This window comes from Mycobacterium sp. E2699 (assembly GCF_001666745.1).
Classification (GTDB): domain Bacteria; phylum Actinomycetota; class Actinomycetes; order Mycobacteriales; family Mycobacteriaceae; genus Mycobacterium.
The window spans coordinates 1-19,518 of the sequence record NZ_LZJH01000108.1 but is presented as its reverse complement, the minus strand read 5'-3'; the positions used below and the strand labels follow the sequence as shown (position 1 = coordinate 19,518).

The window sequence follows — 19,518 nt, the reverse complement described above, 5'->3', positions numbered from 1 at the left end:
TCCGTGACCGGGGGCGCGGAACACATCACCCGGCTCGTTCAGCCCTGGGGGCGCCAGAGCTGCACGGTGGTGGACGCGCCGCCGGGCAACTCCAGAAGTTCGATGGGGGTGCCGTCGGGGTCGTAGATGAAAAACATCCGCACCCCGCCGATGTCGACCGGCGGGTCGGCCCGGACGTCGGGGTGATGGCGCCGAACGGTGTCGTAGGTGGCGTCGAGATCGTCGACCCGGAACGAGATGTTGGTGTAGCCCAGGTGCGGCCCGCTCGGGCATTCGGGCACCGCGCCCAGCGACAGCAGCTCCACCATCGCCGCGCCGATCAGCCCGCCGATCATGCGGCCCTGTCGCGCCGCCCCGCCGGTCACGGACCGCAGGCCGGCACCTTCGAGCTCGACGTCGAACACGACGTCCATGCCCAGCACCCCGGTGTAGAACGCGCGCGACGCCTCGATGTCGGAGACGCCGATGCAGACGTGCGAAAAGTTCTGCACCGCAATCGAATCCGGCTGGGCCATTGCTGCTCCTTCGGTCAGGCGGGCACCGCGGCATGAATCCCACACGTGCAGGCGTCAATCGAGGGACACGTGCAGCGCATCCCCCACTCGATGACGGCCCGCGCCCGGGCCAGCGCCTCCATCTGGGCGTCGATCTCGGCGAGTTTGGCCTCGGCCAGGGCGCGACTGGTGGGCCGCCCCGGCGCGTCGTCGGCGAACAGCACCTGGATCTCCTCCAGCGCGAAGCCGGCGGATTTGCACAGCCGGATGACCTCCAGCCGGGCGAGCACCGAATCGTCGTAGCGGCGCTGGCCGCCGAGGCGCGCCGGCGGGGACACCAGCCCGATCTGTTCGTAGTAGCGCAGTGTCGTGGCCGCGACCCCGGCCTGGCGCGCCACCTCCCCGATCGTCAGCCGCGCAGCCATGGGGCCTCCCAGGATTCGATGCTTGACTTAGAGCTAACTCTAAGGCGTTGACTCTGTCCATGCACAATCACCCTCTGGACGAACTGAGCCGCGCGCGATACGCCCGACTCCGCTCCTTCCGCCGCGACGGCACCCCCGTCGACACGCCGATCTGGTTCGGCCTGGACGGCGACGCGTTGCTGTTCCGGACCAAGGTCGGCCCGAAGACCAAGCGGCTGGTCATGCGCCGCGACGTCGAGCTCGCCGCCTGTGACTATCGGGGCCGGGTTCGCGCGGGGGCCGCGACCGTGGCGGGCCGGGCCACGATCCTGTCCGGCGCCGACGCCGAGCGGGCCAACCGCGTGCTGCACCGGCGCTACGGCTGGCAGTGGAACGTCGTGCCCCTGATCAAGGTCCCGGGCGTGACCAATGTCCACCGGGACCTGTGCGTCCGCGAGAAGCTGCGGCGCGCGCGCGACCGTCACGTCTGGTCCGACAGCGTGATCGTGCGGGTGGACCTGCCATGACCCGGACCACGAAGCCCGATCCGAAGCCCGATCCCGTCCGCTCGCCCTCCCTCCGCCAATGCTGCACCGCCGCAGCGGGACTCGTCCGGGGCCTGGTGCTGCCGAGGCGGCCCGATCGACGGTTCCTCCGCACCATCGTCGACGCCGGATTGCCCGATTCCGGCCGCACCGTCGCGGTGACGGCGCTGCCCCAGGTGCCGCGCCCGGTGCCGACCGCCGCGATCGTCGAGGGCGCGTTCGCGCCCGCGCGCATCGAGAACTCGCTGACGTCGTTCGTGGTCACGCATCCGGAGGCCACGTTCATCGTCGATCCCGCGGTGTGTACCGGCGTCGAGGAGCGCGCGATCGCCCAGCTGCCCGCGGTGCTGCGCCCCGCGGTCCGCCCGCCCGCCGAGACCATCCCGACGATCACGGCACTGGCCCGGCTGCCCGAGCCGCCGCGGTTGGATTTCGCGCTGCCCACCCACGCGCACTGGGATCACGTGTCCGGGCTGCTGGACCTGCCCGAACTTCCGGTTCGCCTGCACCGCACCGAGAACGAGTGGATCGGGTCCGGGGCAGTCGCGCCGGTCGGCGGCGTTCGCGATTCGCTGCGCGGCCGGCCCGTCGTCGAATACGACCTGGACGGCCCGCCGGTGCTGACCTTCACCAGGAGCCACGACCTCTTCGGCGACGGCTCCGTCATCCTGCTGGACCTGGCCGGGCACACGCCCGGCAGCGTCGGCGTGCTGCTGCACACGTCGAGGGGCCGGCTCCTGATCGCCGGCGACGCGGCCTGGCACGCGCTGCAAATCGAAAAGATCCGGCAAAAGTCAAGCTACCCCGGGGCTTTGGTGGACGAGGACCGGGACGAAGCGTTCAGGACACTGCACCGATTGCACCTGGCGCGGCACGCGGTGACGGTCGTCCCCACCCACGACCATCGGGCCGCGCTCCAGTTGGCGGCGACCGCACCGCGACTGTGCGGCTGACCGCACGGTCGGGGTGAGCTAGACGCCGAGGCAGCCGGGGCCGAGCAGCTCCTTGAGGTCGCCCATCAGCGCGGGCGAAGGCGTCACCCGCAGCGAGGCGTCCAGTTCGAGGGTGGTGATCCGATCACCGCTGATCAGCCGCAGGTGCACCTGCGACGTGCCGGGGTGCCGCGCCAGCACCTGCTTGAGCGCGCTGACCTTGTCGAAGGTGCACTGCCGCGTCGGCAGGCTGACCGCCAGCGGCCGGTCGGCCTGGGCGCTGGAAAAGTCCGGCACCACAAGCTCGTTGGCGATCAGCGTGATCCGGTCGTCGCGGATCGCCACCTTGGCGTTGATCAGCACCACCGCGTCGTCGACGATGTCGGCGCCGAACGTCGAGTACGCGTGCGGGAAGAACATCACCTCGATGCCGCCGGTGAGATCCTCCAATTGTGCCGAGGCCCATGGCATCCCGTTCTTGTTCACGCGCCGGTTGACCGAGGCCAGGATGCCACCCACCCGCACCTGGGTGTCATTGGGGACGTCGCCGTCCAGGATTGCCGGGATCGCGGTGTCGACCTGGGCGGTCAGCAGGTGGGCCACCCGGTTGAGCGGATGCCCGGACACGTACAGGCCCAGCATCTCTCGTTCCAGGGCGAGCTTGTGCTTGTCCTCCCACTCGTCGTCGGGCACCTTGATGGTGAACACCGCGTCGGTGGTGCCGGCGTCTCCCCCGCCGAACAGGTCGAACTGCCCCATCGCCTCGGCCTTCTTGGTGCCCAGCACCGAGTCGACGGCGTCGGTGTGGACCAGGAAGAGGCCCTTGCGGGCGTGCCCGAGCGAATCGAAGGCGCCCGCCTTGATCAGCGACTCGGTGACCTTCTTGTTGCAGGCCGAGATGTCGATCTTGTTCAGGTAGTCCGAGAAATCGGTGAATTTGCCCTTGTCGCTGCGGGTTTGGATCAGGGACCCGACGACGTTGGCGCCGACGTTGCGCACCGCGCCCAGCCCGTAGCGGATGTCGGCGCCCACCGACGCGAAGTTCAGGCCGGACTCGTTGACGTCGGGCGGCAGGACCGTGATGCCCAGCTTGCGGCAGTCGGCCAGGTACACCGCGGCCTTGTCCTTGTCGTCGCCGACCGACGTCAGCAGGCCGGCCATGTACTCGCTGGCGTAGTTCGCCTTGAGGTAGGCGGTCCAGTACGACACCAGGCCGTAGCCCGCGGCGTGCGACTTGTTGAACGCGTAGTCGGCGAACGGAAGGATGGTGTCCCACAACGCCTTGATCGCGCCGGCCGAAAACCCGTTGGCCTTCATCCCCTCGGAGAAGCCCTCGAATTCCTTCTCCAGGACCTCGCGCTTCTTCTTGCCCATCGCCTTGCGCAGAATGTCTGCTCGGGCCAGCGAGTAGCTGGCCACCTTCTGCGCGATGCGCATGATCTGCTCTTGGTAGACGATCAAACCGTATGTCTCGGCGAGGATCTCGCGCAGCGGCTCGGCGAGCTCGGGGTGGATCGGTTTGATCGCCTGCCGGTTGTTCTTGCGGTCGGCGTAGTCGTTGTGGGCGTTCATGCCCATCGGGCCGGGCCGGTACAGCGCGAGCACCGCGACGATGTCCTCGAAGCCGGTCGGCTGCATGCGGCGCAGCAGGTCCCGCATGGGGCCGCCGTCGAGCTGGAACACCCCGAGCGTGTCGCCGCGGCCGAGCAGTTCATAGGTGGCCTTGTCGTCCAGCGGCACAGACTCGAGGTCGAGGTCAATTCCCCTGTTGGCCTTGATGTTCTCGATCGCGTCGCCGATGATCGTGAGGTTGCGCAGGCCCAGGAAGTCCATCTTCAGCAGGCCGATGGCCTCGCACGACGGGTAGTCCCAACCGGTGATGATGGCGCCGTCCTGCGGGCGCTTCCACAGCGGGATCGCCTCGGTCAGCGGCTCGCTGCTCATGATCACCGCGCAGGCGTGCACGCCGGCGTTGCGGATCAGGCCCTCCAGGCCGCGCGCCGTCTGGTAGATGGTGCGCACGTCCGGGTCGGTCTCGATCAGGCCGCGGACCTCGGCGGCTTCCTTGTAGCGCTCGTGATTCGGGTCGGTGATGCCCGACAGCGGGATGTCCTTGGCCATGATCGGCGGCGGCAGCGCCTTGGTGATCCGGTCCGCGATGGCGAAGCCCGGCTGGCCGTAGTGGATCCGCGCCGAATCCTTCAGCGCCGCCTTGGTTTTGATCGTGCCGAAGGTGATCACCTGGGCCACCCGGTCGTGGCCCCACTTGTCGGCGGCATACCGCACCATCTCACCGCGGCGCCGGTCGTCGAAGTCGATGTCGATGTCGGGCATCGAGGTGCGCTCGGGGTTGAGGAACCGCTCGAACAGCAGGCCGTGCGGGATCGGGTCGATGTCGGTGATGCCCAGGGCGTAGGCGACCAGCGACCCGGCGGCCGATCCGCGGCCGGGGCCCACCCGGATGCCCACCGAGCGCGCGTAATTGATCAGGTCGGCGACGATGAGGAAGTACGACGGGAAGCCCTTGGCGCAGATGACGTCGATCTCGTAGGCCGCCCGCGCGGCGTAGCCGTCCGGCGCCCCGTCCGGGAACCGCCGGCGCAGCCCGGCGTCCACCTCGTGCCGCAGCCAGGACGCCTGGTCGTGCCCCTCGGGCACCGGGAACACCGGCATCCGGTCGCGCGGCGCCCACACCTCGTCGTAGGGCTGGACCCGCTCGGCGATCAGCAGCGTGGAGTCGCAGGCGCCGGGGACCTCGCCGTCCCAGATCTGGCGCATCTCGGCGGCCGACTTGAGGTAGTAGCCGTCGCCGTCGAACTTGAACCGGTTGGGGTCCGAGAGCGTCTTGCCGGTCTGCACGCACAGCAGCGCCTCGTGGTTGTGGGCGGCGTCGCGGGTGACGTAGTGGCAGTCGTTGGTGGCCAGCGGCGGGATCCCGAGCTTGCGGCCGATCTCGAGCAGGCCCTCGCGGACCCGTCGCTCGATGGACAGCCCGTGGTCCATCAACTCGAGGAAGTAGTTGTCCGGCCCGACGATCTCGCGCCACTTGGCGGCCGATTCCAGCGCCTCCCGGTCGTGACCCAGCCGCAGCCGGGTCTGCACCTCACCGGACGGGCAGCCGGTGGTGATGATGATGCCCTCGGCGTGCTCGGCGATGAGCTCGGCGTCCATCCGCGACCACTTGCTCAGCTGGCCCTCGAAGGAGGCCAGCGAGGACAGCTTGAACAGGTTGCGCAGCCCGGCGGCGTTCTCGGCCACCATCGTCAGGTGCGTGTAGGAGCCGCTGCCGGAGACGTCGTCGGCCTTCTGGCTGGGATCGCCCCAGGTGACGCGCCGGGTGTCGAAGCGCGACCCCGGGGCGATGTAGGCCTCCACCCCGATGATCGGCTTGATCCCGACCTTCGTCGCCGCGTTGTAGAACTCGCTGGCGCCGAACATGTTCCCGTGGTCGGTCATTCCGACCGCCGGCATGCCCAGCCGCGCCACCTCGTCGAGCATCGGCGTGATCTTCGCGGCACCGTCCAGCATCGAGTACTCGGTGTGGTTGTGCAGGTGCACGAAGGAGGACCCGCGAGGAGCGCTCGCGCTCGGAGCAGTCGAACCCGTCATAGGGACGCCAGTCTATGACCGACCACCGACGCATCCCCGGCGTGTCGCGAGTGTGTCTTCAACTCACACACTCGCGCGCCGCGGATCTAAAGTGGGCGGATGACCCAGACTGCCGACCGGTTCGCGGGGCCGACACCGTGGTCGCCGCGCGAGGCCGAGCTGCTCGCGGTGACGTTGCGGCTGCTGCAGGAGCACGGGTACGACGGGTTGACGGTCGACGCCGTGGCCAGCGAGGCCCGCGCCAGCAAGGCCACCGTGTACCGGAGCTGGCCCTCCAAAGCCGAATTGGTGCTGGCCGCCTTCATCGAGGGCATCCGACAGGTGGCGGTCCCGCCGGAAACGGGCACGCTGAGGGGCGATCTGCTGCAGGTCGGCGAGAAGATCTGCCAGCAGGGCCAGCAGAACGCCGGCACCATCCGCGCGGTGCTCGTCGAGGTGTCGCGCCACCGCGCCCTCAGGGAAGCCATGCAGCACCAGTTCCTCGACCAGCGCAAGGCCATGATCCAGCACATCCTGCGGCAGGCCGTCGAACGGGGCGAGATCGACGAGGCCGCGGTCGCCGACGAGCTCTGGGATTTGTTGCCCGGATACCTGATCTTCCGCTCCATCATCCCGGGCCGGGCGCCCACCCGTCGCACCGTGCGCGCCCTCGTCGACGACTTCATCCTTCCCGGACTCACCCGGCCCCATGGATAACGGAACCCGGCACCCGACTTCGTAAAGTGTACGATTCCGTCTCTTGTGCAGTACTAATCAGTACCGTAGGGTCATAGCAACGGCCACGGTCACAGCGTCAGCGTGACCGTGTCGCCCGAGCATCGGAAGGCCAACGGGTGATGGGGATTCGGGTTACGTCCCTCGTCAGGCGGGGGTGGATGGTGCTCGTCGTCGTCGTGGTCGTGGCCGTCGCGGGATTCTGCGTCTATCGACTGCACGGGATCTTCGGATCTCACAACAACACGTCGGCGGCCGGTGGCATCTCAGAACAGACCGAACCCTTCAGTCCCAAGCACATCACCCTCGAGGTCTTCGGCGACTCCGGCGCGGTGGCGACTATCAACTACGTGGACATCAACGTACAGCCGAAGCAGGTGTTGAACGCGGCCCTGCCCTGGTCGTTGACCATGGTGACGACACAGCCCGGAGCCTTCAGCAACCTCGTGGCGCAGGGCAACAGCGATTCGCTTGGCTGTCGCATCACGGTGGACGGTGAGGTCAAGGACGAAAGGATCGTCAACCAAGTGAACGCCTATACCTTTTGCCTGGTGAAGTCCGCATGAGCGAGGATCCCGCTCCGAAACCCGCTCTGGCGCAAGCGATTCGTCGTCTTTCGGTGCCGATCCTGCTGCTCTGGGTGGCCGTGGCCGCCATCTCGAATATTGCCGTCCCGAATCTGGAGGATGTGGCCAGAGCCCACAACGTATCCCTGAATACCCCGAGCGCGCCGTCGTTTCAGGCGATGCAACACATCGGCAAAGTGTTTCACGAATTCGATTCCGACAGTGCGGCCATGATCGTCCTGGAAGGCGACAAGCCGCTGGGCGACGATGCCCACCGGTTTTACGACGCTCTGGTCCGCAAGCTCGAGCACGACCCCAAGCATGTGGAGCACGTCCAGGATTTCTGGGGAGATCCGCTGACGGCGGCGGGCTCGCAAAGCAAAGACGGCAAGGCCGCCTACGTACAGGTCTACCTTGCCGGCAACCAGGGCGATGCGATGGCCAACGAGTCCGTCGACGCTATCCGCGAAATCGTGGCGCATACGCCCGCACCGCCTGGGGTCAAGGCGTATGTGACCGGCGCGGCGCCGCTGGTCACGGACCAGTTCGAAGTCGGCAGCAAGGGCATCTTCAAGGTCACCGTGATCACGGTACTGGTGATCCTGGCCATGTTGTTTTGGGTTTACCGCTCTGTCACGGCAATCTTCGTGCTGGTCACTGTCATCGTTGAAATGGCCGCCGCCAGGGGCATTGTCGCCTTTCTCGGCAGCGTCGGGTTGATCGGGCTCTCGACGTATGCGACGAATCTGCTCACGCTGCTCGTCATCGCCGCCGGCACCGACTACGCGATCTTTTTTGTCGGCCGCTACCACGAGGCGCGGCACGACGGGCAGAACCGTGAAACCGCCTTCTACACCATGTACCGTGGGACCACCCATGTGGTCTTGGGCTCCGGTCTGACTGTCGCCGGTGCTGTGCTCTGTTTGCGCTTCACCAGGCTGAATTACTTTCAGAGCCTGGGCATTCCCGCCGCGATAGGTATCGGGGTCGCACTGGTGGCCGCGCTCAGCCTGGCCCCGGCGGTGATCACCGTGGGCAGCCTTTTCGGATTGTTCGACCCAAAGCGCCGGCTGGCGACTCGCGGCTGGCGGCGCATCGGCACCGCGATCGTGCGCTGGCCCGGCCCCATCCTGGTCGTGGCGACCGGTGTCGCCCTGATCGGTCTGCTCGCTTTGCCCGGATACAAAACGAACTACGACGCGCGCCCCTACATGCCGGCCAGCGCCCCGGCGAATGTCGGTTACGCGGCCGCGGAGCGGCACTTTTCTCAAGCCCGGCTCAATCCCGAACTGCTGATGATCGAAACCGATCACGACATGCGCAATCCTGCCGACATGATCAACCTGGAGCGGGTCGCGAAAGCGATCGCGCACCTTCCCGGAATCGCCCAGGTGCAGTCCATGACCAGGCCGTTGGGAACCCCGATCGAACACACCTCGCTGGCTTTCCAGATCAGCGCGGGCAGCATCGGCAGCATCGAGAACCTGCAGTATCAGAAAGAGCGTGCGGAGGATCTGCTCAAGCAGGCCGACAATCTCAGAGACACAATCAGCATCTTGAACCAACAGTACGGCCTGCAGAAACAGCTCGCCGCTTCCACGCACGACGAGACCCAAAGCTTTCACGAGACGATCGCCACCATCAACGAGCTGCGGGATAAGATCGCGAATTTCGACGACTTCTTCCGGCCCATTCGCAGTTATTTCTATTGGGAAAGGCACTGCTACGACATTCCCGCCTGCTTTGCCCTGCGATCCGTTTTCGACGCACTCGACGGGATTGATCAGCTGAGTGCGCAGTTCGAAAAGCTCACCGGCAGCTTGGACAAGTTGGATGCGGGCCAGCAGAAGTTGGTGACTTTGTTGCCGCCTCAGATCGCCGATCAGGAGAAGAACCTCGGCCTGACGCTGTCGAACTACGCCACGAACTTGGGGATCAATGCTCAGACGCGGGCGAATACCGACACTGCGACCGCCCTGGGGCAGGCTTATGACGCCGCCAAGAACGATGATTCCTTCTACCTGCCGCCCGAGGCTTTCGGCAACCCGGAGTTCAAAAGGGGTCTAAAACTATTCCTCTCGCCGGACGGCAAGGCCGCCCGCATGATCATCTCCCATGAAGGTGATCCCGCAACGCCCGAAGGCATCTCGCATATCGACCCGATCAGGGAGGCGGCCAAACAGGCCGTGAAGAATACCCCGTTGGGAGACTCCAACATTTATCTCGCCGGCACGGCCGCCACGTACAAAGACATCGCAGACGGCGCCAAATACGACCTCCTGATCGCCGGAATAGCCGCGCTGAGCCTGATTCTGCTCATCATGGTGATCATTACCCGAAGTCTGGTCGCAGCCATCGTCATCGTGGGCACCGTGGCGCTCTCGTTGGGCGCATCTTTCGGGCTTTCCGTCCTGGTCTGGCAGGACATCCTGGGTATCAAGCTCTATTGGATCTGCCTGGCACTGTCAGTCATCATCCTGCTGGCGGTGGGATCCGACTACAACCTGCTACTGATCTCGCGGTTCAGGGAAGAAATTCACGCCGGGTTGAATACGGGCATCATCCGCGCCATGGCAGGCAGCGGGGCGGTGGTGACGTCTGCCGGCCTGGTGTTCGCCTTCACCATGGCGTCATTTGTTTCCGCCTCCTTGTTGGTGCTGGGTCAAATTGGGACGACGATCGCCTTGGGTCTGCTGTTCGACACTTTGATCGTGCGGTCATTCATGACACCGTCCGTGGCTGCGCTGCTCGGGCGCTGGTTCTGGTGGCCCCAACGCGTGCGCCCCCGCCCAGCCAGCACGATGCTTCGTCCGTACGGACCGCGTCCCGCGGTTCGTCAACTTCTGCTGTGGGAAGACGGAGACCCGGCCGTGACGTACCAATCACCTTCAGATGCAACGCAATCCCGCGCCTCAACGAGAGCCTGACCGAACCCCGGCCCGGCGGCGGCCATCGTCTTCGCGGTCGCTCGCGCCCGGTTCCTCGGCTGCCCAACAGGATCGTGTTCGACAAAGGAGTGAATAAATTTGGGCCTATTTGGTTATCTGGCGGTGCTAGCAGGCGTGGCCGAATTGGTATTCGCCGCTTTTGTCTTTGCTTTCGTGAAGCGGCTGCTGGACCGCGCGCCCACACCGGTCGGCGAGGAGATCGGTGGCGTCAAAAGAGTGTTAGGTAAATTGCGCCAGGGCGAACCGATGACGAAGGACGAATTAGATTGCGCGGCCCAAGCGATCGCTGACCGTGGATCCTTGATGGCCTTCTCGATTCCGGCCGCGGTTTTTACCATCGGGTGCTTCATCGTATTCAGCACTATTGAATTGCACGGAATCAGATCCCTTCGGATCTATATCGGGTTGTTCCCTATGTTGGGAGCCATAAACCTGACCATTCAGCTACTCAGGATTGCAACCTTGAAACGCCGTCTGCGGGGACAACTCCAACGAGGTTGACGGCGATGAGATTCCTAGCCGTACCGCTCCACAAACTGCTGCAGCGACTTCTCGACGTCTCCCCTGACGGCGCGGGCCGCGGCCGAGCCGACCGGGCCGAACAGCGGGCGCCCGCCCAGCTCCAGCCGCAGGCCGAGGGTGGACCCGTCTTCGGTGGCCCGCACGCTCAGGGTGACGGCGTATTTCGTGCCGCCCTTGCCTGATCCCTTCATCGCCACCTGGTGCGGCGGGTCCCAGGTCGTCACCGTCCACGTCACCCGGTTGCGCAGGCCCTTGGACCGCGCCACGCCGACGATCTCGGTGCCCTCGGTGATCTCGTCGGGCAGCTCGCTGCGCCAGCCCTCGTGCATCACCAGCCATTCGCCCAGATCCGACAGGTCCGACACGTGATCCCACATGTCCTGCGGGGTCATCGGCATGTCGGCGGTCATGTCAACGGCGGCCATCGCCCGAGCCTAGCTGCCGGTGTGAGCCCACGACTTGGGCGTGTGAACTGAGGGCGTTGCGTGTGAGCACAGGGCTTTGCGCGTGAGCTCAGGGCGTTGCGTGTGAGCACAGGGCTTTGTGTGTGAGCACAGGGCTTTGCGCGTGAGCTCAGGGCGCTGAAACAGGGATTTTTCCGCCGTGGATTCACACGCAACGCCCAGGACTCACACCCGTCAGCGCGGCCGCAGTGGGGGAAGCCGACAGCATCAGCGGCTGGGCCCGCCGCGGAATCGGTTGCCGATCCGCAGCCCCGGCAGCAGCAGGGTGCGCGGCACGAACCGGCCGCCGGTGCTGACCACCTTGGGCACGATGCCCGGCACCACGCTGCGCTTGCCGACCAGCATCCCGCCGATGGCCGCTTCGGCCACGTCCTGCGGCGAGACCTGCGCGACGGGGATGCTGAACCGTTCGGCGTGGGCGATCTCGGCCCACTCCGTGGGCACCGGGCCCGGACACAGCACCGTGACCGACACGCCCGTTCCGTGCAGCTCCTCGTGGATCGCCTCGGAGAACGTCTGCACGAACGCCTTGGTGGCCGAATACACCGCCATGTAGGGCAACGGTTGAAAACCGGCGATCGAGGCGATGTTCATCACGGCACCGGAGCCGCGCTCGACCATGCCGGGCAGGACCGCGTGGGTGAGCTCCATCAGGGCTAGCGCGTTGAGGGTGACCTCTTCGCTTTCCCGCTCCAGCGGCAACTCGTAGAAGACACCGCTGGTGCCGAAACCCGCGCTGTTGCACAGCCCCGCGATGGGTTCGGTGCGCAGCCGGTCCGCCAGCTTGGCGCGGCCCTTGGGATCGCTGAGATCCAGCGGCAGCACCTCCACCGCCACCGAGTATTCCTGGCCCACCTCGTTGGCGAGTTCGTCGAGGCGGTCGCGGCGCCGGGCGACCAGCAGCAGCGGGAACCCGCGGCGGGCCAGGCCGCGGGCCAGTTCGGCGCCGATGCCGGAGGAGGCGCCGGTGATGACGACGGTGGTGTCGGTGTCGGGTTTCGGAAGGCTCATGATGTCACCAATGTATCCCGCGGGTCGCGCGGACAAACGTTTCGCTGCGTTTGTCGAAATGCTCTGCATCCCCGGCTGATTCGCCGCCCTTGGCGGCATCGGAGTCTTTGAACATGGCGAAGGCGCGGTTGCGCACCCGGTCCATCACCGCAGGGTTGACGGCGTCGGCGACGGCGGCGAATTGCCCGAACGGCGAGCTGGCGCGCCTGGGCCGGTGCACGATCGCATCCGCGATCACGCCGGCCGCCTGCTCCGGCGTCAGCGCCGGGAACTTGTCGTACATCGTGGTGGGGCTGATCATCGGGGTGCGCACCAGCGCCATGTGCACGGTGGTGAACTTGACGTCGTCGTTCACCACCTCGGCCTGCAGCGCGTCGCACAGGCTGTCGAGGGCGGCCTTGCTGGCGATGTAGGCGCCGAAGCGCGGCGCACGGGTCTGCACGCCGACCGAGGAGACGTTGATGATCTGCCCGAAGCCGCGTTCCCGCATCCCGGGGATGAACTTGAGGATCAGCTGGACCGCGCCGAGGTAGTTCAGTTGCATCGTCCGCTGGTAGTCGTGGATGCGGTCGTAGGACAGCTCCAGTGAGCGCCGGATCGACCGTCCGGCGTTGTTGATCAGGATGTCGACTCCCCCGAGGTCGTCAATCACCTGATCTGCCATCGCGGCGATAGCGTCCACGTCGGACAGGTCGCACGGGTAGACGTGGGCGGTTCCGCCGTTGCCTTCGATCTCTGCGGCGACCTTCTCGAGGTTCTCCCGGGTGCGGGCGACCAGCACCACCACCCCGCCCGCTTCCGCGATCTGCTTGGCGGCGGCCTCCCCGATGCCCGACGACCCGCCGGTGATGAGCACGGTCTTACCCTTCACCGCGTCGCGAAGCGTGCGGCCCTGCACCACATCCAGCAGATTGCGCACATAGAACGGTCGATATCGCCCGGCCGAGTTGGGGGTGTTGATGATGTTGGAAACCGCCGCGAACGGCTTTTCCACCAGATGCGTCAAGTCACCGAGGAGATTCATCGGCATTCGCTCCTGACGGGCGGTGTGACGTGGGTCATAGCACCAACCTAGGGCATCGACAGGCCGGCGGATGCCGGATTGCCGCCCTGCGCACCGCGACGCCACCGCTCACACAGGGACCCAAGGCGCGGCCATCGAGGAGCAATCCCCTTGTTACAGCGGGTAATCCGGGCGTGATCGCGCACTTACTGGTGGGCAACCCCGCGATGTTCCAATCGAATTTATGAAAATTCTGGCACGTTTCCGCAAACCCGAGCCGACCACGATCTACGACCGGATCGGCGGACAGGAGGCCATCGAGGTCGTCGTCGAGGACTTCTACGCCCGCGTGCTTGCCGATGAGCAACTGTCGGGCTTCTTCAGCGGCACCAACATGAACCGCCTCAAGGGCAGGCAGGTCGAGTTCTTCGCGGCCGCGCTCGGCGGGCCCGAGCCCTACACCGGCGCGCCGATGAAGCAGGTGCACCAGGGCCGCGGCATCACCATGCATCACTTCAACCTGGTGGCGGGCCACCTGGCCGACGCGCTTGCCGCCGCCGGGGTGCCCTCGGCAACGGTCACCGACATACTCAGTGCCATCGCGCCGCTGGCTCCCGAGATCGCGTCGCCGGAAACCACCAAGGTTTAACAGCCCCCGACCGCGGCCATGGCGGCAATCTCGGCGCTTCGGTGACAATGCAATGCATGTCCCGCACATTCGAAGATCTGGTCGCCGAAGCCGATTCCGTATCCGTCGACGGCTGGGACTTCTCCTGGCTCGACGGCCGCGCGACCGAGGAACGGCCGTCCTGGGGTTTCCAGCGGCAGCTGAGCAGCCGATTGGCGAAGGCGTCCGCCGCGCTGGACATCCACACCGGGGGCGGCGAGGTGCTGTCGGGCGCGGGTCCCTTCCCACCCACCATGGCGGCCATCGAGACGTGGCCCCCGAACGCGGCCCTGGCGACGAAGCGCCTGCATCCGCTCGGCGTGGTGCTGGTGGCGATCCGGGACGAGCCGCCGCTGCCGTTCGCCGATGAGGCGTTCGACCTGGTGACCACCCGTCATCCGATCTCCGTGTGGTGGAACGAGATCCGTCGCGTGCTGCGGCCCGGCGGCACCTACTTCGCCCAGCACATCGGGCCCGCCACGATGGGCGAGCTGGTCGAGTACTTCATCGGTCCGCAGCCGGAGAAGTGGGCCGAGTTTCATCCGGACGCCGTGCGCGCGCAGGTGGAAGGCGCGGGCCTGCAGGTGGTGGATTTGCGTGCGGAGCGGCTGCGGGCAGAGTTCTTCGACATCGGCGCCGTCGTCTACTTCCTGCGCAAGGTGGTGTGGACGGTGCCGGACTTCACCGTCGAGGGCTACCGGGACCGGCTGCGGGAACTGCACGAGCACATCCAAAAAGACGGCATGTTCGTCGCGCACCCGACGCGGGTCCTGGTCGAGGCGCGCAAGGCCGGGTGAATCAGCCCTCCGCGCGCAGCACGTCCAGCGCGTGCTGCAGGTCGGGCGGATAGGGGCTGACGATCTCCATCCGCCTGCCGTCGGCCGGGTGGGTGAAGGACAACGAGCGCGCGTGCAGCCATTGCCGTTCCAGCCCAAGCCTTTTCGCCAGCACCGGATCCGCCCCGTAGACGAGGTCGCCGCAGCACGGGTGATGCAGCGCGGAGAAGTGCACCCGGATCTGGTGGGTGCGACCGGTTTCCAGGTGCACGTCGAGCAGGCTGGCGGCGGCGAAGGCTTCGATGGTGTCGTAATGGGTGAGGCTGTGCCGCCCCTCCCTGGTGACGGCGAACTTCCACTCACCGCCGCGGTGCCGCCCGATCGGGGCGTCGATCGTCCCGCTGGACGGATCCGGATGTCCCTGCACCAGCGCGTGATAGCGCTTGTCGACGGTGCGCTGTTTGAACGCCCGCTTGAGCACGGTGTAGGCGCGCTCGGACAACGCCACCACCATCACCCCGGAGGTGCCGACGTCGAGGCGGTGCACGATCCCCTGCCGCTCGGGCACGCCGGAGGTGGTGATCCGGTAACCAGCGGCGGCCAAACCGCCGAGCACCGTCGGACCGGTCCAGCCCACCGACGCGTGGGCGGCCACCGCGGCGGGCTTGTCCACCGCGACGATGTCGTCGTCGGAATACAGGATCGTCATGCCCTCGATGTCGACGGGCGTGTTCTCCGGCGGGGCAGGCGCCTCGGGCAGGCGCACGTGCAGGAAGGCGCCGCCGGCCAGGCGGTCGGACTTGCCCGCCCGCACCCCGTCGAGTTCGACGCCGCCGCCTTCGGCCAGCGCCGCCGCGGCGCTGCGCGACAGCCCCAGCAGGCGCGCCAACCCGGCGTCGACACGCATGCCCGCCAGTCCCTCCGGGACGGGCATCGAACGTTCGGTCAACGCTGGTCGGCCTTGCGGGGGTTATCGGAGTCGGGTTTACGCCGGCCCACGGTGTCGAAGTCGTAGCCGAAGATCGACAGAACCACCAGCAGAATCGCCCCGCCGACCACGGACGGGTCGGCGACATTGAACACCGGCCACCAGCCGACCGACAAGAAGTCCACGACGTGGCCGCGCAGCGGGCCGGGCGACCGGAAGAAGCGATCGACGAGGTTGCCCATGGCGCCGCCGAGGATCATCCCGAGCCCGACCGCCCACCACGGCGACACCAGCCGTCGTCCCATCCAGAAGATGCCGACCACCACGCCCGTCGCAATCAGGGTCAGGACCCAGGTGTAGCCGGTGGCCATCGAGAACGCCGCGCCCGAGTTGCGCACGAGCGTCCAGGTCACCGTGTCGCCGATGATCGACACCGGCTGGCCCGGTGGCAGCAGCTTGACGGCGAGCACCTTCGTGACGATGTCCAGCGTCAGCACCACCGCGGCGACGGACAGCAGCAGGCGCAGCCGCCGCGGCGCCCTGGCCGGTGCGGGTTCGGGTTCGGCCACCTCCGGGGCCGGTCCGGTCAATTCGTCGGGCACGTCACCATCATCCCCCAACCCGAACGTGCGCGATGATGCCACTGTGCCCAATTCGAAGGAGCCCAATTCGAGGGCCCGCCTCACCGTCATCGCCACCGGGGGCACGATATCGACCGGCACAGGCGCCGACGGGGTGCGCCGACCGGCCTACACCGGCGCGGACCTCACGGCGCCCCTCAGCGGAACGTTCGACGTCAGCGTCGTCGACCTGCTGTCCCTCGACAGTTCGGAGCTGACGCCGGCCGACTGGGACCGCATCCGTGGCGCCGTGCGCGCCGCGATCGACGACGGCGCCGACGGGGTGGTCATCACCCACGGCACCGACACCATGGAGGAGAGCGCGCTGTGGCTCGACCTCACCCACGCGGGCGACGTCTCGGTCGTCCTCACGGGGGCCATGCGCAGCGCCGACGCCCCCGACGCCGACGGTCCGGGCAACCTGCGCGATGCGCTGGCGGTCGCGGCCAGCCCGGCCGCCCGCGGCCTGGGCGTGCTGGTGTGCTTCGCCGGCCGGGTGCTGCAGCCGCTGGGCATGCACAAGGTGGCCACCGACGACCTGAGCGGCTTCGCCGGCGAACTGATCGGCACGGTGCGCGGCGGGGTGACGCTGACGGGCGCCAAGACCCGGCCGTACCTCGGCGAGCTCGGCGCCGCCGGCGCGCCGCGGGTCGACATCGTCGCGGCCTACCTCGGCAGTGACTCGGTGGCGCTGGACGCCTGCGTGGCCGCCGGCGCGCGAGGGGTCGTGCTGGAGGCGCTGGGGTCCGGCAACGCCGGGACCGCGGTCGTCGAGGGGGTGCGCCGGCACTGCGGCGCCGGCGTGGTCATCGCGGTGTCCACCCGCGTCCCCGGCGGGCGGGTCGGCGCGAGTTACGGCCCCGGCCACGACATGGCGGCCGCCGGCGCGGTGATGGTGCCGCGGCTACGCCCGCCGCAGGCCCGGGTGCTGCTGATGGCCGCGTTGGCCGCGCGGCTACCCGTCGCCGACGTCATCGACCGCTGGGGTTAGCAGCGCGTCGGCCTGCAGACCACCGAGATAGTCCGGCCAGTCCAGGGAGTCGACGGGGTTGGCGGCGCGCAGGTCGCCCGTGTCGGCCGGAAACGTGCGCGCCTGGCCCGGGCCGGAACCGCGGGTCTCGAACCGCACCGTCACCACTCCGTGGCCGGCGCCCTGCACCCAGCCGTGACCGAGTTCGCGGTGGGCGATGTCATCTCCCACCCGCCACCCCGCGTCATCTCCCACCCGCCACGGCGACGCCTCCTCGGGGGCCGGGGCGAACATCGCCTCGGTCGCGGTCACCGCGGTTTGCTCCTCTGGCGTCTCCCCCGCCAGCTCCAGGTCCGGGAACAACGACTCCTGCCGGACGTCGCTCAACCCCGAAAACCCCACGCCCAGTAGGCGAATCGGCCCGATTTCGCGCGGATCGAGCAGCAACCGCCGGGCCACCGCGACCAGCGCGCCCGCCTCGGCCGTCGCGTAGGGCAACGTCGCCGAGCGGGTCAGCGTGCTCATGTCGGACTTCTTCAGCTTCACCGTGACGGTGCGGGCGCCGCGGCCGTCGCGCAGCAGGCGCCGGTGCGCGTGCTCGGCGATCGGGTCGATCGCGTCGCGCAGCTGCTCGAGGCTGGTCAGGTCGACGGCGAAGGTCGACTCGGCGCTGATCTGCTTGGCCTCGGCGCGCTCGGCGACCGGGCGGTCGTCGATGCCGCGGGCCAGGCGGTGCAACGCCGGCCCGACCGTCGCGCCCAGGATGTTGGCCACCTCGGCGTCGCTCAGCGCGGCCAGCTGGCCGATCGTCTCGATGCCGAGCCGGTTGAGCTTCTCCTCGGCGACGGGGCCGATGCCCCACAGCCGCCGCACCGGCAACCCGCCGAGCAGCGGTCGTTCTTCGGCGCGCCGAACCACCCGCACGCCATCGGGTTTCGCCAGCCCCGAGGCGATCTTGGCGATCTGCTTGCCCGAGCCCGCGCCGACGGAGGCGATCAGGCCGGTCTGGTCGCGAATGCGCCGCCGCAAACCCTCGCAGAACGCCTCGACCTCCTCGGCCGGCGCCCCGGCCAGCTGCGGCGGCTCGCCGAAGCCCTCGTCGACGGACAGCTGCTCGACGACGGGCACCAGGCTGCGCACCGCGTCGAACACCCGGCGGCTGGCCACCCCGTAGACCACGCCGCGGGGCGGCAACACCACCGCGGTGACGCCGATCAGCCGGCGGGCCTGATGCATCGGCATGGCCGAGCGGGCGCCGAACACCCGGGCTTCGTAGCTGGCGCCGGCCACCACGCCGCGGCCGCCCAGCCCGCCGACCAGCACCGGCCGTCCCCGCAGGGTCGGTCGGGTGAGCTGCTCGACGGAGGCGAAGAACGCGTCCATGTCCAGGTGCAGCACCCAGCGGGACTCCACAACTGCAGATGCTATTGGTCTAACGTCCAGGGGTATGGACGCGCAGGCCGAACCGGTGTCCCGCTGGGGGCGGTTGCGCCACCAGTGGGAGCAGCGCCTGCAACCCGGTGAGCAGGCCACCGTGCTGGCCTGGGCGTCGTTCACGCTCACGTTCGCCGGGCTGCGCGGGCTCACCCACTGGATCCGCGCCGGCCACGGACCATCGGGTGGCGGTATATCGTTGGGCGGCAGGCACTTTCATCACTACAACATCGGCATCGGGATGCTGGCCACCGTCGCGGGCGTGGGGCTGCGCGGATCGGAGAGGCAGCGCCGGCACCCCGCGGCGGCGGTCGCCTTCGGTGCCGCGAACGCGATGATCGTCGACGAGCTGGCCCTGCTGCTGGACCTCAAGGACGTCTACTGGGCGCAGGACGGCCGTGAGAGCGTCGACGTGGCGGTCGGCGTCATCGCCACCGGCGCGACCGTCGTGGCGGGCATGCCGTTTTGGCCGCACGCGCGCCGCGCGCTGCGCTCGGGCGTGTAACGCCCGGCTCTCGGGGACCGCGAGCGTAACCCCACTGCGAAATCTCGTCCTGACTCTCGCAGTGGGGTTACGCTCGCGAACCAATAGCGGCGAGGCCGGCTCGAAGTCCGGCCTCGCCTAATGCTCCGCTAATTCAGTGGTGCTGCTGGATCGGCTGCTGCTGGATGGGCTGTTGCGGGTGGACCGGCTGTTGCGGGTGGACCGGCTGCTGCTGGATCGGATGCGGCTGGACCGGCTGCTGCTGGATCGGATGCGGCTGGCATGCAAGGCACGGGATCGGGCCGTGAGCGCCGCCACCCTGCTGCTGACCGCCACCCTGCTGAGCGCCACCACCCTGCTGCTGACCGCCACCCTGCTGAGCGCCACCACCCTGCTGCTGACCGCCACCCTGCTGAGCGCCACCACC

General features: G+C 67.9%; 20 protein-coding genes. 11 read left to right on the top strand and 9 right to left on the bottom strand.

Features of this window, described 5'->3' with window-relative positions; genetic code table 11:
• Positions 1-38: 38 nt before the first annotated feature.
• Both A5696_RS19720 and A5696_RS19715 read right to left on the bottom strand, forming a co-directional pair.
• The gene (locus A5696_RS19720) at positions 39-515 is read right to left on the bottom strand and encodes a VOC family protein (protein ID WP_067882694.1); all 477 of its coding nucleotides are present in this window, start codon (positions 513-515) and stop codon (positions 39-41) included.
• A 14-nt stretch (positions 516-529) separates the two neighbouring features.
• Positions 530-919, bottom strand: coding sequence for a MerR family transcriptional regulator (locus A5696_RS19715; protein ID WP_067882693.1), 390 nt, complete (start codon positions 917-919; stop codon positions 530-532).
• 59 nt (positions 920-978) lie between these two features.
• Here A5696_RS19715 and A5696_RS19710 point away from each other — a divergent pair, with 59 nt between their 5' ends.
• Complete coding sequence (locus A5696_RS19710; protein ID WP_067882692.1) at positions 979-1,425, top strand: PPOX class F420-dependent oxidoreductase; 447 nt, start codon at positions 979-981, stop codon at positions 1,423-1,425.
• Entirely contained in the window at positions 1,422-2,396 is a 975-nt protein-coding gene (locus tag A5696_RS19705; protein WP_067882691.1) for an MBL fold metallo-hydrolase, read from the top strand. The genes A5696_RS19710 and A5696_RS19705 overlap by 4 nt, the downstream gene beginning before the upstream one ends.
• A gap of 18 nt (positions 2,397-2,414) precedes the next feature.
• Here the strand turns inward: A5696_RS19705 and dnaE are convergent, their stop codons facing one another.
• Positions 2,415-5,984, bottom strand: a complete 3,570-nt coding sequence (gene dnaE / locus A5696_RS19700) for a DNA polymerase III subunit alpha (protein ID WP_067882690.1) — start codon at positions 5,982-5,984, stop codon at positions 2,415-2,417.
• A 99-nt stretch (positions 5,985-6,083) separates the two neighbouring features.
• On the opposite strand from dnaE, the gene A5696_RS19695 reads away from it, so the two are divergent.
• From A5696_RS19695 to A5696_RS19680, 4 genes are all read left to right on the top strand, one after another.
• Positions 6,084-6,680, top strand: coding sequence for a TetR/AcrR family transcriptional regulator (locus tag A5696_RS19695; protein ID WP_067882689.1), 597 nt, complete (start codon positions 6,084-6,086; stop codon positions 6,678-6,680).
• A gap of 179 nt (positions 6,681-6,859) precedes the next feature.
• Positions 6,860-7,264, top strand: a complete 405-nt coding sequence (locus A5696_RS19690; RefSeq protein WP_067882688.1) for an MmpS family transport accessory protein — start codon at positions 6,860-6,862, stop codon at positions 7,262-7,264.
• A complete protein-coding gene (locus tag A5696_RS19685; protein WP_067882687.1) occupies positions 7,261-10,191 on the top strand; it encodes an RND family transporter in 2,931 nt (976 codons plus the stop codon). Before A5696_RS19690 ends, A5696_RS19685 begins: the two co-directional genes overlap by 4 nt.
• A 99-nt stretch (positions 10,192-10,290) precedes the next feature.
• Positions 10,291-10,713, top strand: coding sequence for a hypothetical protein (locus tag A5696_RS19680; RefSeq protein ID WP_067882686.1), 423 nt, complete (start codon positions 10,291-10,293; stop codon positions 10,711-10,713).
• Positions 10,714-10,727: 14 nt separating this feature from the next.
• Here A5696_RS19680 and A5696_RS19675 read toward each other — a convergent pair whose 3' ends face one another.
• The 3 genes from A5696_RS19675 to A5696_RS19665 form a co-directional block, all read right to left on the bottom strand.
• Entirely contained in the window at positions 10,728-11,159 is a 432-nt protein-coding gene (locus A5696_RS19675) for an SRPBCC family protein (protein WP_067882685.1), read from the bottom strand.
• 246 nt (positions 11,160-11,405) lie between these two features.
• The gene (locus A5696_RS19670; protein ID WP_067882684.1) at positions 11,406-12,209 is read right to left on the bottom strand and encodes an SDR family oxidoreductase; all 804 of its coding nucleotides are present in this window, start codon (positions 12,207-12,209) and stop codon (positions 11,406-11,408) included.
• A gap of 4 nt (positions 12,210-12,213) precedes the next feature.
• The gene (locus A5696_RS19665) at positions 12,214-13,233 is read right to left on the bottom strand and encodes an SDR family NAD(P)-dependent oxidoreductase (protein WP_067882745.1); all 1,020 of its coding nucleotides are present in this window, start codon (positions 13,231-13,233) and stop codon (positions 12,214-12,216) included.
• A gap of 223 nt (positions 13,234-13,456) precedes the next feature.
• On the opposite strand from A5696_RS19665, the gene A5696_RS19660 reads away from it, so the two are divergent.
• On the top strand, positions 13,457-13,861 hold the full coding sequence (locus A5696_RS19660) for a group 1 truncated hemoglobin (RefSeq protein ID WP_067882683.1): 405 nt from the start codon (positions 13,457-13,459) through the stop codon (positions 13,859-13,861).
• 56 nt (positions 13,862-13,917) lie between these two features.
• Entirely contained in the window at positions 13,918-14,676 is a 759-nt protein-coding gene (locus tag A5696_RS19655; protein ID WP_067882682.1) for a class I SAM-dependent methyltransferase, read from the top strand.
• Between the two features lies 1 nt (position 14,677).
• On the opposite strand, the gene A5696_RS19650 is transcribed toward A5696_RS19655, so the two are convergent.
• Together A5696_RS19650 and lspA are read right to left on the bottom strand one after the other, a co-directional pair.
• The gene (locus A5696_RS19650) at positions 14,678-15,604 is read right to left on the bottom strand and encodes an RluA family pseudouridine synthase (protein ID WP_082956621.1); all 927 of its coding nucleotides are present in this window, start codon (positions 15,602-15,604) and stop codon (positions 14,678-14,680) included.
• The gene (lspA, locus tag A5696_RS19645) at positions 15,601-16,185 is read right to left on the bottom strand and encodes a signal peptidase II (RefSeq protein WP_067882681.1); all 585 of its coding nucleotides are present in this window, start codon (positions 16,183-16,185) and stop codon (positions 15,601-15,603) included. The genes A5696_RS19650 and lspA overlap by 4 nt, the downstream gene beginning before the upstream one ends.
• Positions 16,186-16,228: 43 nt before the next feature.
• On the opposite strand from lspA, the gene A5696_RS19640 reads away from it, so the two are divergent.
• Positions 16,229-17,194 (top strand): asparaginase, encoded by a 966-nt coding sequence (locus A5696_RS19640; protein ID WP_067882743.1) that lies wholly within the window; start codon positions 16,229-16,231, stop codon positions 17,192-17,194.
• On the opposite strand, the gene A5696_RS19635 is transcribed toward A5696_RS19640, so the two are convergent.
• Complete coding sequence (locus A5696_RS19635; protein WP_197517027.1) at positions 17,159-18,571, bottom strand: DNA polymerase IV; 1,413 nt, start codon at positions 18,569-18,571, stop codon at positions 17,159-17,161. The two genes, A5696_RS19640 and A5696_RS19635, sit on opposite strands and share 36 nt — an antisense overlap.
• Positions 18,572-18,620: 49 nt before the next feature.
• Here A5696_RS19635 and A5696_RS19630 point away from each other — a divergent pair, with 49 nt between their 5' ends.
• Together A5696_RS19630 and A5696_RS27740 are read left to right on the top strand one after the other, a co-directional pair.
• Entirely contained in the window at positions 18,621-19,112 is a 492-nt protein-coding gene (locus tag A5696_RS19630) for a hypothetical protein (protein ID WP_067882679.1), read from the top strand.
• A gap of 136 nt (positions 19,113-19,248) precedes the next feature.
• A partial coding sequence (locus A5696_RS27740) for a hypothetical protein (RefSeq protein ID WP_156738491.1) occupies positions 19,249-19,518 on the top strand: 270 nt, incomplete at its 3' end.

Excerpts from the sequence above, each read along its gene's own strand:
- A5696_RS19685 (WP_067882687.1), top strand. The coding sequence starts at position 7,261 with ATGAGCGAGGATCCCGCTCCGAAACCCGCTCTGGCGCAAGCGATTCGT.
- A5696_RS19665 (WP_067882745.1), bottom strand. The coding sequence starts at position 13,233 with ATGAATCTCCTCGGTGACTTGACGCATCTGGTGGAAAAGCCGTTCGCG.
- dnaE (WP_067882690.1), bottom strand. The coding sequence starts at position 5,984 with ATGACGGGTTCGACTGCTCCGAGCGCGAGCGCTCCTCGCGGGTCCTCC.
- A5696_RS19660 (WP_067882683.1), top strand. The coding sequence starts at position 13,457 with ATGAAAATTCTGGCACGTTTCCGCAAACCCGAGCCGACCACGATCTAC.
- A5696_RS19720 (WP_067882694.1), bottom strand. The coding sequence starts at position 515 with ATGGCCCAGCCGGATTCGATTGCGGTGCAGAACTTTTCGCACGTCTGC.
- A5696_RS19675 (WP_067882685.1), bottom strand. The coding sequence starts at position 11,159 with ATGGCCGCCGTTGACATGACCGCCGACATGCCGATGACCCCGCAGGAC.
- A5696_RS19655 (WP_067882682.1), top strand. The coding sequence starts at position 13,918 with ATGTCCCGCACATTCGAAGATCTGGTCGCCGAAGCCGATTCCGTATCC.
- A5696_RS19705 (WP_067882691.1), top strand. The coding sequence starts at position 1,422 with ATGACCCGGACCACGAAGCCCGATCCGAAGCCCGATCCCGTCCGCTCG.
- A5696_RS19715 (WP_067882693.1), bottom strand. The coding sequence starts at position 919 with ATGGCTGCGCGGCTGACGATCGGGGAGGTGGCGCGCCAGGCCGGGGTC.
- A5696_RS19695 (WP_067882689.1), top strand. The coding sequence starts at position 6,084 with ATGACCCAGACTGCCGACCGGTTCGCGGGGCCGACACCGTGGTCGCCG.
- A5696_RS19710 (WP_067882692.1), top strand. The coding sequence starts at position 979 with ATGCACAATCACCCTCTGGACGAACTGAGCCGCGCGCGATACGCCCGA.
- A5696_RS19690 (WP_067882688.1), top strand. The coding sequence starts at position 6,860 with ATGGTGCTCGTCGTCGTCGTGGTCGTGGCCGTCGCGGGATTCTGCGTC.
- A5696_RS19670 (WP_067882684.1), bottom strand. The coding sequence starts at position 12,209 with ATGAGCCTTCCGAAACCCGACACCGACACCACCGTCGTCATCACCGGC.
- A5696_RS19630 (WP_067882679.1), top strand. The coding sequence starts at position 18,621 with ATGGACGCGCAGGCCGAACCGGTGTCCCGCTGGGGGCGGTTGCGCCAC.